16 protein-coding genes are annotated in these 15,598 nt (G+C 36.7%); 3 read left to right on the top strand and 13 right to left on the bottom strand.

Annotated elements, in window-relative coordinates:
• Nucleotides 1-22: 22 nt before the first annotated feature.
• Nucleotides 23-895, top strand: a complete 873-nt coding sequence (locus AC1DIV_RS15250; RefSeq protein ID WP_477576794.1) for a hypothetical protein — start codon at nt 23-25, stop codon at nt 893-895.
• A gap of 46 nt (nt 896-941) precedes the next feature.
• Here the strand turns inward: AC1DIV_RS15250 and AC1DIV_RS15245 are convergent, their stop codons facing one another.
• Nucleotides 942-1,286, bottom strand: a complete 345-nt coding sequence (locus tag AC1DIV_RS15245) for a YolD-like family protein (RefSeq protein WP_477576792.1) — start codon at nt 1,284-1,286, stop codon at nt 942-944.
• 168 nt (nt 1,287-1,454) lie between these two features.
• Complete coding sequence (locus AC1DIV_RS15240; protein WP_477576791.1) at nt 1,455-1,997, bottom strand: recombinase family protein; 543 nt, start codon at nt 1,995-1,997, stop codon at nt 1,455-1,457.
• 204 nt (nt 1,998-2,201) lie between these two features.
• Here AC1DIV_RS15240 and AC1DIV_RS15235 point away from each other — a divergent pair, with 204 nt between their 5' ends.
• Complete coding sequence (locus AC1DIV_RS15235; protein ID WP_477576844.1) at nt 2,202-3,653, top strand: SulP family inorganic anion transporter; 1,452 nt, start codon at nt 2,202-2,204, stop codon at nt 3,651-3,653.
• 21 nt (nt 3,654-3,674) lie between these two features.
• Nucleotides 3,675-4,094, top strand: coding sequence for a universal stress protein (locus tag AC1DIV_RS15230; RefSeq protein ID WP_477576789.1), 420 nt, complete (start codon nt 3,675-3,677; stop codon nt 4,092-4,094).
• Between the two features lie 234 nt (nt 4,095-4,328).
• Here AC1DIV_RS15230 and AC1DIV_RS15225 read toward each other — a convergent pair whose 3' ends face one another.
• The 11 genes from AC1DIV_RS15225 to AC1DIV_RS15175 all read right to left on the bottom strand — a co-directional run bounded on the left by AC1DIV_RS15225 (nt 4,329) and on the right by AC1DIV_RS15175 (nt 15,592).
• A complete protein-coding gene (locus AC1DIV_RS15225; RefSeq protein ID WP_477576787.1) occupies nt 4,329-4,910 on the bottom strand; it encodes a cupin domain-containing protein in 582 nt (193 codons plus the stop codon).
• Between the two features lie 156 nt (nt 4,911-5,066).
• The gene (locus AC1DIV_RS15220) at nt 5,067-5,234 is read right to left on the bottom strand and encodes a hypothetical protein (RefSeq protein WP_477576786.1); all 168 of its coding nucleotides are present in this window, start codon (nt 5,232-5,234) and stop codon (nt 5,067-5,069) included.
• Nucleotides 5,235-5,372: 138 nt separating this feature from the next.
• Nucleotides 5,373-6,521 (bottom strand): peptidoglycan-binding protein, encoded by a 1,149-nt coding sequence (locus AC1DIV_RS15215; RefSeq protein ID WP_477576784.1) that lies wholly within the window; start codon nt 6,519-6,521, stop codon nt 5,373-5,375.
• A gap of 625 nt (nt 6,522-7,146) precedes the next feature.
• Nucleotides 7,147-7,419, bottom strand: a complete 273-nt coding sequence (locus AC1DIV_RS15210; protein ID WP_477576782.1) for a holin — start codon at nt 7,417-7,419, stop codon at nt 7,147-7,149.
• 4 nt (nt 7,420-7,423) lie between these two features.
• Nucleotides 7,424-7,765: a hypothetical protein gene (locus tag AC1DIV_RS15205; RefSeq protein WP_477576780.1), complete on the bottom strand. Its 342-nt coding sequence runs from the start codon at nt 7,763-7,765 to the stop codon at nt 7,424-7,426.
• Between the two features lie 134 nt (nt 7,766-7,899).
• On the bottom strand, nt 7,900-8,121 hold the full coding sequence (locus tag AC1DIV_RS15200) for a hypothetical protein (RefSeq protein WP_477576778.1): 222 nt from the start codon (nt 8,119-8,121) through the stop codon (nt 7,900-7,902).
• On the bottom strand, nt 8,121-8,549 hold the full coding sequence (locus tag AC1DIV_RS15195; RefSeq protein WP_477576776.1) for a DUF1617 family protein: 429 nt from the start codon (nt 8,547-8,549) through the stop codon (nt 8,121-8,123). The genes AC1DIV_RS15200 and AC1DIV_RS15195 overlap by 1 nt, the downstream gene beginning before the upstream one ends.
• A gap of 13 nt (nt 8,550-8,562) precedes the next feature.
• The gene (locus AC1DIV_RS15190; RefSeq protein ID WP_477576775.1) at nt 8,563-11,340 is read right to left on the bottom strand and encodes a hypothetical protein; all 2,778 of its coding nucleotides are present in this window, start codon (nt 11,338-11,340) and stop codon (nt 8,563-8,565) included.
• A 27-nt stretch (nt 11,341-11,367) separates the two neighbouring features.
• Nucleotides 11,368-12,294 carry a hypothetical protein gene (locus AC1DIV_RS15185; protein WP_477576773.1) on the bottom strand — a complete coding sequence of 309 codons (927 nt, stop codon included), beginning with the start codon at nt 12,292-12,294 and terminating at the stop codon, nt 11,368-11,370.
• Between the two features lie 11 nt (nt 12,295-12,305).
• Entirely contained in the window at nt 12,306-13,292 is a 987-nt protein-coding gene (locus AC1DIV_RS15180; protein WP_477576771.1) for a hypothetical protein, read from the bottom strand.
• Complete coding sequence (locus AC1DIV_RS15175; RefSeq protein ID WP_477576770.1) at nt 13,292-15,592, bottom strand: phage baseplate protein; 2,301 nt, start codon at nt 15,590-15,592, stop codon at nt 13,292-13,294. The genes AC1DIV_RS15180 and AC1DIV_RS15175 overlap by 1 nt, the downstream gene beginning before the upstream one ends.
• Nucleotides 15,593-15,598: the final 6 nt, after the last annotated feature.

Here is a 15,598-nt window from a genome sequence, read left to right as displayed (position 1 = left end):
CAAATTGCTCTAAGGAGAATATATGAATCTTATTAAAAAGATACCTAAAGGTCTATTCAATATATTAAAATCGTACTTAATTCTATTTATTTTTACTTGTGTATTATATTTAAGAAAGGTATTTAGGCTAATTAAAAGATTCATAAAAAGAATAAAGGAAACGTGGTATATAGGGGCTGTATTACTAATACTAATAACTTTATTGAATTATACAGGGGAATCTTTCAACATAGCTGAATATACAGCAAAATATATTCCAGGGCTAGTAAATACTATTTTGGCTATTTATTTAATAGATTTCTTAAGGATTGAATATGAAAGGAGAAGAGATGTCAACAGGCATTATCTTTTCAATCTTGAACTGAATCGGTTGTCACAAGAAATTAAATTTGCTCTCAGTATTTTTTTTGAAACTACGAACTATAAAGTAGATGAAGAAGAACTTTTAGATATAGTAAACAGGAAAGGTTTTTGGGAAGAAGAGCTTTATAAATTTGGGCATTTCTCATTGGTTGAAAAAGATAAACCAATTAATAGAAATGATTTTTTATATAAAATCTTAAAAATAATAGCAATTAAAAATAAACATTTCATTTCAAGTTATACATCATTTTGTTCTTATAAAGAGTACAAATTAATTCATAACCTATTTAGCATTACAGAGGAGTATTTATATATAGATTATTATGATTTTTCAAGTGAATCTGATCATAATTTATTTTATCTTTTCAATAATTTATTTGAGTATGAAGAAACTGCTGAATCTATATATGATAATAATTGGTTTAGAGATTCAGATATCGAAAATACGTTAAATAGGCAACACAACATAAGAAAAGCGACCATTAAACAGGGATTAAAGTTATTGAAAAAGCAGAATGTCTCATCTCTATAAAGCATTCATAGGTAAGCCCTCTCGTTTGAGAAAGGGCTTTTTTATTTTAATCCTCTACGACCACATCAATAATTTCATCAAACTGGATTTTCTCAAAGGAGCTATCTTTCTTCTGGATTCGTAATTCTTTCGTGACAGGATGAATGTACACACAATAACCATACAATTCTTGTGGATTCCCCTCGTTATGTAATCTAAATCTTATCTGTAAATGATATTCCATTGCATAATGAATGTTGTTTTCAAACTCTTCAACCTGGTATTCATCAAGGACAGGTTTTTTATTTAAAAAATAATCAACCTCACCTTTTTTTTTATTTAAAGCTTTATGTTCTGGCATAATTAATGCTGCCTGCCATTTAACGAGCCCTCTATCACGAATTGTACTCATCAGAAAAATCCCTCCTTTACATTCATTATATACGAACAAACGTTCTCGTAAAAGGCAGAAAAAAATTCCTTCCCTAAATAAGTTCAGGATAGAGAAATGTTGATTTTTTGGACAAATAAAAGAGACCACATATTGTGGTCTTCCTTTATGCCCTATGGAGCTAACGCACTAGTTTTCTAAATAACGATATAAAGTAGATTTACTGATACCTGTTTCATTCTTAATTTCACTTAACGTATATTTTTTACTTTGGTACATATCAATTGCTCTTTGCACATTTTCATCAGGTTTTCGTGGACGACCTGCAATATTCCCTTTTTGTTTCGCTTCATTTAGTCCCTTTTTTGTTTTTTCACTTATTACATTGCTTTGAAATGCAACTAAATGTTGGGCAATCGTAAGAAAGGAATAGCTATTTTTCTTCCTAGTATCAATCTGTTCCGTAAGCGAATGAAGATAGGAACCTTTTGACTCTATTTCCTCCAGTAGCTCCACTAAATGTCGTGTAGAATCAGCAAGTGTAAAGAGATTAGCCACAATAATGACATCACCTGTTTGTAAATTCTTTATCATATTTTTTAATTGGATTCTTTTTTTAGGTGAAGAGTGTTCCTCATTTATAATAATTTCACACTTCGAGTTTTTTAACAGATCCAATTGGTTTTCACAGTTTAAATCCTCGTAATATGGTCTTGTATACCCTATTAACATTATATTTTCTCCTAATTGAATATTAATGATCTTTCCATTACATCATACCATTAATTAGTTCTCTCCAAAAAATAAAAATTAAATTAAAAGTATTAAAAAGGTTCCATTTTGGGACGATTGGTGCTACACTCTTTTTATTGAATTTCTACTTGTGGTTATATTCATAAATAAATATATAGGGTGTGAGAAAAATTGATTGAAAAAATGAGAAAAGAATGGTTTTCAAATGTTAAGAGCGATATACTGGCAGGAATTGTTGTCGCATTAGCCTTAATTCCAGAAGCAATTGCTTTTTCAATTATAGCTGGTGTAGATCCAATGGTCGGGTTATATGCTTCCTTTTGTATAGCCGTAATTATCGCTTTTGTTGGCGGACGACCTGGAATGATTTCTGCTGCAACCGGAGCGATGGCGTTGCTTATGGTTCCTTTAGTAAAAGAACACGGGTTGAACTACTTACTCGCAGCTACTATTTTAACAGGGGTTATCCAAGTTATTTTTGGTGTTTTTAAAGTAGCGAAATTAATGAAGTTCATTCCAAGGGCTGTTATGATTGGCTTTGTAAATGCATTAGCCATCTTAATCTTTATGGCTCAAGTACCTCATTTTTTAGGTATTTCCAATATGACGTACGTTTTTGTGGCTATAACTTTAGTCATTGTTTATGTATTGCCGCGATTTATTAAATCCATCCCAGCCCCATTAATTGCCATCATCGCTTTAACAGTTGTTGCAATTTATGGAAACTTGGACTTACGGACAGTTGGTGATTTAGGTGCTATTACAAGGTCATTACCTGATTTCTTTATTCCAAATGTACCTATTTCATTTGAAACAGTAGCGATCGTTTTCCCTTATTCATTAGCTTTAGCTATCGTAGGTTTATTAGAAACACTCCTCACATCATCAATTGTTGATGATATGACGAATACAGATAGTAATAAAAACAGAGAGGCTAGAGGACAAGGAATCGCTAATATCATTACGGGTTTCTTTGGTGGAATGGCTGGATGTGCGATGATTGGCCAATCCGTTATTAACGTAAAATCAGGTGGACGTGGAAGGCTTTCTACCCTTATTGCTGGTTTGTTCTTAATGTTTTTAATTATTGTATTAGGCGATTTAGTTGTACAAATTCCAATGCCTGTTTTAGTAGGTATTATGATTATGGTATCCATTGGCACATTTGATTGGTCTTCGTTTTCATATTTACGAAAAGCACCAAAAAGTGATGCTACTGTAATGCTTGTAACTGTAATTATTGTTGTATCAACCCACGATTTATCAAAAGGTGTCATTGCTGGGGTTATCCTAAGTGCTATTTTCTTTGTTGCTAAAATATCACGAATAAAAGTGGCTAAAGAAGAACACAAAAATGGATTATTATTTAATGTAGAAGGTCAATTATTTTTTGCTTCTGTTGAAGGGTTTGTCAATTCGTTTGATTTTACTGTCGAAAACCGTAGCGTAGTAATAGATTTTTCAAATTCTCACATTTGGGATGATTCAGCAGTTGGTGCAATCGATAAAGTCGTCATTAAATATCGTGAACAAAATAACAGCGTTACAATTAAAGGTCTAGATTCTGCTAGTAAAAAGATTGTAGATAAACTAGCTATATATAATGATTCCAATAAAAAAATGCCAGCACACTAATTTATTTTCAGAGGTGAAATAATGTATAAGAAAATATTATTAGCATTAGATGGTTCAGAAAATTCAATGCGAGCAACAAAAGAGGCTATAAAAATTGCTTCATTGTCCAGTGAATGCCAGATAGAAGCTGTTTTTGTGGTAGATATCTCAAAGTCCAAAAAAGACATCCTTCATTCTTCTGGGAAAGAAGAATTAGAACTTTCTCGAAGAATGAAACTCCTGCCTGCTGAAGAGCAATTAAAGTTAAATAATATGTCCTATGTAATAAAAATGTTGTACGGTGAACCAGGTCCTTCCATCGTGGATTATGCAAATAAAGAACAATTTGATTTAGTTATAATAGGTAGCAGAGGATTAAATTCACTTCAAGAAATGGTATTAGGTAGTGTGAGCCATAAGGTGGTTAAACGAGTTAAATGTCCTGTCCTTGTAGTGAAATAATTTCTAAGAGCCATAGTAATAAACACAGTTCGATCAAATAGGTCGGACTGTGTCTATTATTATAGAGCTAACCTGCCCCTTTAGTTCATTAAGAAAAACAACAACACCTTTAACAGTGCTTCAAAAAATCCAAGCCCCTACTCAAAGCGAGTAAGGGCTTTTCAATGTATCGCATACCCTATCTATATTCTTTTGCTCTTTTTCTTCATTTCACTTGCTGAAGTATTTTGGATCCTATTGCCATAACCGTTGCCCTTCTTCCGCAGCCAATGCATCTGCTTTGGTAATATGAACAGTACTAAATGGATGGTTAGGAGGAGAATATATCGAGTAAAGTTTTAGCGGAGTATTACCAGTATTGGTTAAATTATGCCATGTGCCAGCAGGTATCATTATTGCATAATCATCATAGACGTTTCTTACAAAGTTTAAATTATCCTGTCTATTACCCATTTGAACAACCCCTTGACCTTGTTCAATACGTAAAAATTGGTCAACGTAAGGGTGCATTTCTAAACCAATATCTTCACCAACTTTAAGACTCATCAATGTAACTTGCAAATGTTTTCCTGTCCATAATGCGGTGCGGTAGGTAGTATTTTGTTTCGTAGCTTCATTGATATTTACTACAAATGGTTTTGTTCCATAATCTTTAACCTCAATATTATTTCTTCCGTTTGATGATTGTAAAAAACCCAAGTGGTTAGCATTATTAACACATCCATAATCAGGACTTCTTATATAGTTACACATTGGCACATTAACATTATAAGGATTTTGATATTGATGGGGGTGGATATAAGGAACATAGTACATTTTTCTCAACCCTTCACAGTTTATAAAATAATTATATGCACTAGTTAAGTGAATGTACTTGAAACACAGCTATAAAAAAAGCCCCTACTCAAAAGGTGAGTAAGGGCTTTCTGATGTATCACAGTTAAAAATAAAGTGTAAACTTAAGGTATACAATTAGAACCAAGACTGTTGAACCTGTTGAAGTTGCTGTTGAGCTTGTTCAAGCTGTTGCTGTGCCTGTTGGAATTCTTGTGGATTTGCATTATCTTGAGCTGATTGAACAGCCTGTCGGGCTTGTTGAGCCGCATTGATAGCTTGCTGATATTGTCGTTTCTGTGTCATTTTACTTGCCTCCTTCACCATTTTTGCTAAAGGCTAAACATCTAGTAATAATTGTGGACAAAAAATTTGAGATTATTCATTGGATTCCCCCTTGAAACATAATAAATAGCCCTACTCAATACGAATAAGGGCTTATTATTATGAAGCAAACAATTTAGTGAAAGTGGCTTTTCCAGCCTTCCTATCCGCAGTTATCTTTTTATCCTTCTGGAACTTTGATAATGCCGTTTCAGTACCTTTTCCGAAGATAGAATCAAGTGATCCAGGGTTATATCCTTCCATATATAGTGCAGCTTGTAGGACCCATGTAAGATTGCCTTTTGCACCTTTTTCAACAGTAACGATGGCTGCCTTAGTTTTCACTCCCCATTTACCATCCACAACAAGCTTTTTATTGAATTGTTTATTGAGTTCCGTTTGTAACGCTTTGATTACTGCAGCTTGAGTTTTAGGGCCATTAAATCCATCCACATTAAGACCAGCTTTATAACGGCTATTTAAGGTTTTTTGAATGGACCTGACAGTCTCATCTCCACTGTTCGAAGGTTTGGTATCCTCTTTATTATCAGGTTGTTCAATAATAACTTTAGCATTTCCGAAATTAATCTTCTGACCGATTTTTAATTTAGTTGGATCGATACCAGGATTCGCTTTTATTAAATCTTCAACTTGTACTCCACCCGTTCCATCCTTATGTGCAATGCTCCATAAAGTATCACCTTCTTGGATGGTATAAACATCGGGAGCCGGTTGTGGTTTGACTGGATTCTTTGAGCCTTTCCAATCAAAAGCATCTCTGTAATTATACTGACAACAAGCTTTCCAACTATAACCTGGCATTTCATTATGGGCTTTATCATACTTACCAATACCATCTTTAACAAGTGCATCGTGTAGCTCTGAAATACTTGCAAGGGTAGCTTCGTCCATAGTGTCATATCGATAATCACCAGCAACACAGATTCCAAGCGAGAACTGATTGCTATTCCCCACATGGTAGGTCCGGCGGTTAATGTCATTTGCATATACAATCCTGGCCCTCTTACCATTCGGTGTATTAATTAGATTCTTAGGCTCTATTACAAACGCATAGCCACATCCAGGCCAACCGAGTGTATTTACATGGTAAGCTGCAAAGCTTGCAGCATCAGACCCACCCAAATTCTTTTTTGTTAATGAATGATGCCATACACGGTGAGTAATTGATTTTGTTCGCTTTGAATAAGTACCATTTGATACTAATTTACCTCTCATATCAACTAATTGAGGAAGGTTATTAAAGTTCATTTCTCTCGTCTCCTTTTGATTTAAACTAATTCGAAGCATAAAAAAAACGCCCCTATAAGGCGTTTTGTGTTTCCTTTTTCATTAATTAATCCTTTTGTTGAATGAAGTATAATTTATAACTAATTTGTAATACCCAAAGACGATTAAATATGCTAAAAAGTAGCTAACTGCAGACTAATAAATATTCCATCCATTTCTGTATTCTAATTTACTAAGTAATACTATTAAAAGTTCCAAAAAATTTGTACCTAATGTAAAGATTAAAAATGTATTTAAAGTAGACATTTTTTTTAAATGAATACTGTAAATAAATAAACAACACGCTATAGGATAAAGACCTAGATCATACGAAATGGAATAAAGGTCATTATCCATTTTCCAAAAGTAAGAAAACCCAATTTTATTAATTAAAAAACTAGTAGCTGTACCAATTGGATAAAAAATAATGAAAAGCCTTCTATGTTTGTTAAACAAATAAATCCCCAAAATCCAAGGCAGGATAAAACCAATAATTATATGAAAAAACATATAACACTCCTTACACCATTTAAAATCCTATACAATAATCTTGCCCAATTAATTACCATAAACATACGTTCAAAGTAACTAACATCTGATGGACAACTTATTTTGAAGTTCCATCTCTATTGGCTACTAACTCATAAAGGCCAGTCCCACCTAGACCAGCGAATGCCCCGGCCCAAAACCTTAATACAATATCCATATCTGTGAATGGGAAGGCAACTGAACCTACTCCCAGCCCGATTACCAAGCTTAAGATTGGCAGTATGTTGTTCGGCAAAGTAACCGTCTGTTTAACCACCTGAACCATTGCTGCTACGATTGGTGCCAATATAGTTGTAAAAATTAATACTTGTTGCATGACTTCGTTTTCCATATGATCAACCTCCGAATGTTTTTGTTATTTCTCCCCAAAATGCAATTATGGCAGTGAGGATACCAACAAATCCCCCACCACCAAGTAACCCTAAAACGATTTCCTTACGTGAACTAATCTTTAATTTAGAAACTTCTCCTTTAGTCTCTTCCTGCTTAACAGTAATCCCAAGGCTGTGCTCAATTAATTTATTTAGCAAGTCTTTCTGATCACCAGAAGATTTAAGAACCACGTTTTGAATTTCCAATTGACCCTTTTCCATGCTATTAATCTTATCGATAACCTCACCATAATTGGTTTCCAACTTCGATATTCGTTGCTCATGGTTATCTAAACGTTGTGGCATGTCCATCTCCTCCAATGTCCATAACCCCCTTTAACATAAAATTCTCTCTCTGTCTGTATGTCCAGGATGCTTTGTGTATATTAAAAGCTGCCCACAATTTGTGAACGACTGTCATTTATGGCAATAAAAAAAGCCTATGCGGCTTGTGGTTCCAATCGTTCGATTAACTTTGTCCTCACGACTTCCGTTAATGATGAAAGAGCTTCGTTCCCTAGATACTCTTCAGGGGTAAGGGGAATGTAACCACTTAGATTGATGGTCCCCTCAGAATCCTTACTCTGAAACTGCACATTTACGGCAGATACTCCGCTTTCGGCATAACGGATATTAGTTGCTGTGATTTGAAGTTCTAACATTATTCTTCCTCTCCTTTTTCATTAGAGTTTTCAAAAGCTGTAAATAAATGCTCGAATACTTCAGCATCTTTCCCTGATACTTCCTGATTGTAATTACCAATTATTTCCTTCATTGTTTTTAACATACCATGGGCATCGCCTCCTTCAATGACATAGTATTCCTGGAAGTATTCCTTTTGTTGTTTTAAAAATTCGTTGGCATTTTCAATGGCAAAATGACCTTCATTGTTTTTCTTTGGATTGCCCTCATCATCTACACCTGCAAACTCTTTTACCAGTTCCAATTCTTCTTCAGATATTTGTTTAAGTTTCTCACTTAATAATTTAATAAAACGAGTGCGATGTATAGATTGTTTCCCATTTAAACTAATATCTGATAAGAAGTTAATTACTTCAATTACATATTTATATTGGATTTTGACTTGCATACTATTTGTCCCCCTAAGCCGCCCCCAGGCGGTCTTCTAATTGTTGTACTTTCTGTTTCAAGTACTGATTTTCTATCTTGAGCCAATTGATATCATCACTATGTTTATCTGTTATGGTAATAATATCTTTAATGCCTTTACCCATGTATGCAGTCAAGGCGTATAGATCAAAACTGTCTCCTGCGTCACCATGTAAGATTCTAGGTGTTTCGTCAATCATCATACCTAATTGTTTAAAAGCAAATGGGTCATCATTTAACCTTCGATACGTATATATTTGTGCATTACGGAAAATATCTAAAGAATCTTCACTGAACACTTCAATGTCCTTCTTGTTTTCCCTCATTGATGTATCAGTAGTAAATGTTCTTGCACGGATCGGTCTAAAATCGCCTGTTGTTCCTGTGGATGTTACCTTTGCTTCTCCTCCAGAAGTTGGTCTTATATAAACATGGGTTCCGTTATTTATATCAATGGCATTTGCGTAAAGTAAGTTGGATCGTAAATTCCTCCAAGTAATATTACCGCCGTTATAGCCACCCCTTGAAACGATTCGGACTTCATCGTCTGACCCTACATACATATTTCCACTATCAGACGCTATATGTCCTGCTGTTATATCCCCACATCTTAAAGGTCTATAAGTTGGAGTGCTCACATCCCCGTCAATAAATCCTTTGTTTACAAACCTTACTTCATTATCTGCTCCAATGTATGCGTTTGTTGTAGAGGAGATAAAAGATGTTCCATAGATGTTACCTGCTCGTAAAGGTCGATATACGTAAGATCCATCAGGTTGTTGAAATCCACTGGATGTGATTCGTATTTCCCCTTCTGTACCAAGGTATCCATTCCCATTTGGTGCAAACCTTACACCTTGAACTCTGATTGGTCTATAAGAATAGTTTTCTGCTATCCCATCAGAAGGAATACTAGAAAGGTCAACGACCCTAACTTCATTAGCTGAATCTGGTGCTAGGTAAACATTTGAATTACTTGTTCCTAGGGCCGCACTTGTTATCAAACCTTTATCCATTCTAAATCTTTCTGACCCACTAGAATTGTAACCATATACGCCATCAGGATTCATATTTACATAAGATCCACCAGATTGTGTTAAACGCACATTACCGCCTACAATTTCAAGATTGGTTAATCCATCAGACGATCGGAACTTTGCGCCATAAACATCAATACCGTTTATATAACCTGCATTTATTTTATTAGCTGATATTCCAGAAATCTTTGCATTATCAACTGCCAGGTTCCCAATCTTTGCATTTGTGATCGTACCATCTTCTATTTGTGCAGTACCAATAATGGCATTCTGTAATTTGGCTCTGGTTATGGACGCATTGGCTAGAGCACCATTAGCCGCCGTAATACTATTAGCTGCTAAGTGATTGGCTGTGATGGCCCCTTCTACAATTAAATCGGCATTGTTCTTTCGCCGTACTATTAGATTATCAACATAAAGTTTATTTGTTGTTTCTCCATTGTTAGAAAACGTCACTCTTATTTGGACATACCTTACATTTGCTGGAATAGTATAAGTCCCAGACTGCTTTTTAAAACTAGTGGTTTTTGTTGTTATCGCTGTAACTGCTCCCCATCCTATATGCTGTTTCTTTGCATCATAGTTTTTGGTTCCAATATACATTCCACCGGATCCAAGTAAATTTAAATTCCTATAATCCATTTCTAAATACAACTGATCTCCTGCGGCAACTTCAATAAACTTTTCTTGGACTATATCGGTATTACGTGTATTACTTGCATCAATTTGCATTGCATTATCGGAACCAGTATTAGACCCCCATGTAGCTTGACTTACTGTTAGTCCGCCATCCCATCCTTTTGGCTTAGACCCTACTACATCATCTTCAAATGTTGAGTTATCTACTAGGTTCGTAGTATCAGCAATATTCACTAATCTTGCATCAATCGTAACTGTGCCGGGTTGTAGATTAATGGCCGCAATGACTCCATCTCTGTCCACCTTTAAATCGATTTGCCCAGCTTGCGTTGTTATCTTTCCTTCTGCTGTGGTCATTCTATTAGTTAATAGGTTTACAGAAGTTTGTGTCGCCTTTTGAGATATTACCCCGTCCTGGTCTGTAATCCTGGTATTGATTTGGCTAATTTGGGTGGATGTTGCGGCGTTAATAACTTTTGAAACATCAATCCCGGAAGATGATATATGATTAGTCGTTATGGTACCTGCTTTAATATGTTCAGCTAGGACAGCGTTTGCGGCTATTGCATCGGCCCCAATGGCATCTGCCGCGATTACCCGAGCCGTAACACTATTGACAGCTAAGTGTTCAGCTATAATTTGATTTGCCTGTATATGCTCAGATAATATTGCATCCGCCGCAATCGCCGTTGCTCCAATGGCATCTGCTGCGATTGTATTTGCTGTTACTGCGCCTGCCGATAATTTATTAGTTGTGACCGCACCTGCCATTAAATGTTCAGTGGTGATGATATTTGCAGCTAGTGCATCAGCATAAATTGATTCTGGGACTATTAAGGAACCATCCAAAACAGACGTATTGGGAACTTTCAAATGAATTCCATTCTTATTTAAGAATACGAGTAAATCATCTGCAGTTAATGTAGGATAAGCATTTGATCCATAAAATCCATCCGGATCGGAGAACTTCCAATACACGTATGTCAAGTTAGTGTTCCCGTCCGGTATGGGATAAACTGTTCCTTTATAACTTATATTGCAGTCTTTCCAAGCGATGTATCCTGCGGACGGGGAATTATTTGTAACTTGTACCACAAGAACATCCCCTTTCTCTATATAGGATTAAAATAAGAAGTGTGTCGCCATATTTAATTTGTCCTCTGCTACTGCTCCGGCCCCGATTTTCCCAGTAGTTACGGCTCCATCTCCAATGGCAGTACCATTTACCACTCCACTACTAAATATATTGGAGTTATTTACTGCACCGGATGCGATTTTTCCTGCTGTGACTGCGCCTGTTCCAAGTGCTGTAGACCCTACCACTCCTGATGTAAATAAGTTAGCATTATTGACCGCACCTGCACCAATCTTACCGGCTGTTACTGCACCGGTACCTAACTTATCTGCCACTACTGCACCATTCAAAATCTTGGCTCCTGTTACTGCATTGGACCCAATCTTGGTTTCTGTAATTGCACCATCATCAATTTTACCTGCTGTAATGGCCAGATTCGCGATCTTAGCTTCCGTTACTGCTCCCGCACCTAATTCACCTGACCCGACGGAACCGTCCATTAACGCCCCTCCAGGGGTCATTTTACCCGGTGCCATTGTTAATGTAAAAGTACCACCTTCATTAAGACCTATTAATATATCATCTTGGGTTAAAACAGGCTTGGTATTTGAGAATTGCAGTTTAGTTTTATCGGTTGCCGAAAACTGCCACCAAACATATTTCATGGCTGTACTGCCATTTGTAATGGTATAAGTAGTACCTTTGTAAACGATATTTAAATCCAACCATTCAACAGACCCTGCTGTCGGCTTGTTATTATTAATTACATAACCATCAAGCATATGGGTAGCAATGTTCAAATCGGATGTATGAACTCTATCCACTGCACCCGAACCGGCTTCTTTTAAAACATTCAGACGGTAGGTAATATCATGCAGTATCGTGGCAAATTCACGATTTAACTTTTCTTTCTCTTTGTTGATATCTTCAGCCATCACATTTTTTACTATTCCTTTTAAAAACCTTTTAAACATTTCCATTCCCCCTAAAATAATAAGTGATGAGACCACTTCATTTTCTCTTCCGTTATGGCTCCTATTTCAAGTTTTGCATTGCCAATGGAATTGTTTTGGATATGCTCTCCTTTTACAGCTTCCAAGGCAATCTTTGCATCGGTAATGGCTTTATCGGTTATCTGGTTTGTTTCAACTTTTCCTGTAAGATCAGAAAAATCGTTTCTAGTTAGCTTTTCCCAATCCACCCCTGTCCACTTTCTCCAAACTGAAGGAGTGGATCTTTCGTCTAACCATAGTTGTCCAACCACTGGATCAACTGGTATGGTTTTACCTCTTACGATTTTGTCCTCTTTCGTACTTACGGCTGTATTCATATCACCCAATATTTTTTGCTTGGCAGCTTCCACTTCTGCATCTGTATAAGTTGTAGCATCTTGATTTATAGAATCTAGAGCATCCTGTCTTATCTTTTCGATAGTTAAAGTGCCATCTGCAAGGAGATCGGCTGTCTTCGATAATTCCCTAAGCTCTGCGGCTAACTCTGGTCCAAATAAAATATCATCTGAAATGACTCTTGCAGTCTGGGCCATTGCTTCGTCCGAAAACGGTCCTGCCATACCATGAGTATTAAGTGCCCTTACCCGGAAATACCACTGCTGATTGCTCTCAGCTTGGTAAGTAAGGATGCTTGTTTTCCCTTGGAAAACAAGATTGGATGCATCAGGTGTGAATCCTTGCACCTGGGAGGCATAGACCTCATAGTTGGCAATGTAAAGGGCGTTCACAAATTCCCACTCAACCAGGATTGTCTTGAAAGCCCCACTGGCTATGACATTCAATGGTTTTTCAGGTGTAATGTTTTCTATACGATCATCGGTGATAGGACCAGCGTTATTTTGCGCCTCTTCAAGCGCAGCCTCAGCCGTTTCTTTGGCAGTGTTAGCAGTTTCCTGTGCACCATTTCCAAGCTGCGTAAAATTCGTGAATTGAATATCCACACTGCCCATAATTGTCATTATGGTTCACCTCTCGTATGCTCATTAATGCGAAATAGCTGATTTGTTCGTTGACTTTCCTCAATATCTTCATTTCCGAAAGCAAATCCCTGAACAAGCCACTTTTTCCCGTTTGAATCATAGTAATAGCTGATGGTTTCCGGTTCGTTATGATTATTAATCTCCTCGATGGTCCCTTTATCCAGCGTGTATACGATTCGATAAACAAGCGATTTAGAGCGAATGTCAAAGCAATATAAACAACGTTGGTCAGCGCCTGTTGAACTTCCACTTGTAAGGTATACATAAGGATAATCTAAACAAGATGATTGGTAGGTTTGTTCCGTTCCAAAATAGTTAATGTCGCTTCCTTTAGCTGTATAAATAGGTTTGTACTGGTGATTCAGGACATCGCTTTTTTTACAGACGTAAAATGCAGGATCTGTTTTTCCTGCGACAAAAAGAACGTACCCATTGCGTACGTCCAAGTTTGTTCTTAATTCTGCATTCACGCTCAATAGATCGACAATGCTACTGTCTCCCCATTTCAACACTTTGTTAGCCTGGTATTTAAATTTAACAATATGCCATTTATTATTGTTGTCTCGATAATAAGACCAAATCCACATCTGTCCATTGATATATTCAATCCCAAAGTGAGAGCCATGACCGCCATTGATTGCCCACATTCGGTCTTTGATTGCACCTGTTAAATCGGTACGGGTAATGACATAACTTGAAATAGCTGTACCATTTTTTGAGCCTGTGTATGTCTGGGACCAATAGATATTTCCTCGATCATTATCAACCTGTGCATACTGTGCAACGGATTTGGTGAAATCATCCCATCCAGAAGGAGCAGCCATTTGCAATGTACAGAAATAGGCTGCATCTTCTTCTGTAGCAAAAAGGATTGGATCAGTTAATCCATTATATACCTGACAACGGAGAGTGCTGCCCACTACCTCAGCCCCAACAGTAAGAACATTTCCTATTGCTTTATGTGCATTTTCCCAAACCGTGTCGTGACTTCCATCGGCATTAATTTTTATCCATATAAATTTTTCTTTGGCAATTTTTGATGTGATATCCTCAGTTCCATAATAAACACGGATAATGATTCGTTTTTCACTATCATCTGCAAAGTCCGTTCCATCTGGGGTAAAATATTCTATCTTATAAGCTTTAGCCTGTTCTGCAGCTTGTGCCGCCTGGGATGCTTTTGCTCTTAATTCCCATATATCCTGTGGTGTGACCGCCTGGATTTCAATGTATTCCCCCAAGATGACTTTATTGTTTGTCGGATTAGCCTCAGATTCATCTAATTGAATGGTCCTGGCTGAAATCGTCAGTTCAGGTTGCATAGTAAAGTCAACCACGCCAATATGATCCCCTAGATTAGGCTGATATCCAAGGTGTGCAACATCCACTTCATAGGTGTATTTGGGGTGATTGTACTTATCCATCTGCTTTTTACCCCAATCGAGGAGGCCACTTGGATTAAGGATACTATCATTCACTATATATCCTTCTAAAAATTCATTCCCGTTATTGTAAAGATCATTAGCATCCTCATCAACAATGTACTCACGGCCATTATTGACTCTTGCAATCGTAACAATTTCATTCTTGCTATTAGTACCGCCGTATACAAATAATTTAGTATACATTTCATTGTCACTACCTGTGCGTTTTAACCCTAGTAGGTCATGACTGTATTCCAGGCGATATCCCGGAGATTCGCCTAACTCCTCCACAATGTCCATTAATATCCGGACAATTTTGCCGTTATAGACTTGGACATAACCACGAATTTCAACACTGAACTGTCTTGTGAGCTGATCCAGCCAATATTGGGCATTATTCCCCGCAGAGAATTCAAGGGATTTCGTTCCACCAAAAAAGTCCATATTTCCAATTTCTACTCCACTACCTTGCGAAATATATTCAAATGCAGTTTGGCTGCTTGCAGCATTGAATGTCTTTGCCGGGACTATCTTATGCAATAGTTTCCAGGTCACCAGGTTAATGGCTTGTACATTCTTTACGTGAGTTAGGCCGATTACATCATCTTCCCAGTCAATAATTCGATAGCAATAAAAAAAGCCATCATTAGCCTGTTTTAGAAGGTGATAGCCTTGTGCCATGAATTCCGTTTCCCTATATCCGTATGGGACACTGATTTGCAGGGTATCCAACCATATCTTCCCTTGGTCATCAGCGATTTTCACGGATCGTAAATCATTATAAAACTTGCAGCCTTTCCCATTTAAATCTAAAACTCCACACACATTTAAATCAGGATCCAAAATCGTATACAAGTTATC

Source organism: Peribacillus sp. 05N428, assembly GCF_056397085.1.
The sequence above is the reverse complement of the archived record's forward strand: the minus strand, read 5'-3'. Positions and strand labels throughout refer to the sequence as shown.

Bases quoted from the DNA above. Each gene is read 5' to 3' on its own strand.
- AC1DIV_RS15250 (WP_477576794.1), top strand. From the start codon at position 23: ATGAATCTTATTAAAAAGATACCTAAAGGTCTATTCAATATATTAAAA.
- AC1DIV_RS15245 (WP_477576792.1), bottom strand. From the start codon at position 1,286: ATGAGTACAATTCGTGATAGAGGGCTCGTTAAATGGCAGGCAGCATTA.
- AC1DIV_RS15240 (WP_477576791.1), bottom strand. From the start codon at position 1,997: ATGTTAATAGGGTATACAAGACCATATTACGAGGATTTAAACTGTGAA.
- AC1DIV_RS15235 (WP_477576844.1), top strand. From the start codon at position 2,202: ATGAGAAAAGAATGGTTTTCAAATGTTAAGAGCGATATACTGGCAGGA.
- AC1DIV_RS15230 (WP_477576789.1), top strand. From the start codon at position 3,675: ATGTATAAGAAAATATTATTAGCATTAGATGGTTCAGAAAATTCAATG.
- AC1DIV_RS15225 (WP_477576787.1), bottom strand. From the start codon at position 4,910: ATGTACTATGTTCCTTATATCCACCCCCATCAATATCAAAATCCTTAT.
- AC1DIV_RS15220 (WP_477576786.1), bottom strand. From the start codon at position 5,234: ATGACACAGAAACGACAATATCAGCAAGCTATCAATGCGGCTCAACAA.
- AC1DIV_RS15215 (WP_477576784.1), bottom strand. From the start codon at position 6,521: ATGAACTTTAATAACCTTCCTCAATTAGTTGATATGAGAGGTAAATTA.
- AC1DIV_RS15210 (WP_477576782.1), bottom strand. From the start codon at position 7,419: ATGGAAAACGAAGTCATGCAACAAGTATTAATTTTTACAACTATATTG.
- AC1DIV_RS15205 (WP_477576780.1), bottom strand. From the start codon at position 7,765: ATGCCACAACGTTTAGATAACCATGAGCAACGAATATCGAAGTTGGAA.
- AC1DIV_RS15200 (WP_477576778.1), bottom strand. From the start codon at position 8,121: ATGTTAGAACTTCAAATCACAGCAACTAATATCCGTTATGCCGAAAGC.
- AC1DIV_RS15195 (WP_477576776.1), bottom strand. From the start codon at position 8,549: ATGCAAGTCAAAATCCAATATAAATATGTAATTGAAGTAATTAACTTC.
- AC1DIV_RS15185 (WP_477576773.1), bottom strand. From the start codon at position 12,294: ATGTTTAAAAGGTTTTTAAAAGGAATAGTAAAAAATGTGATGGCTGAA.
- AC1DIV_RS15180 (WP_477576771.1), bottom strand. From the start codon at position 13,292: ATGACAATTATGGGCAGTGTGGATATTCAATTCACGAATTTTACGCAG.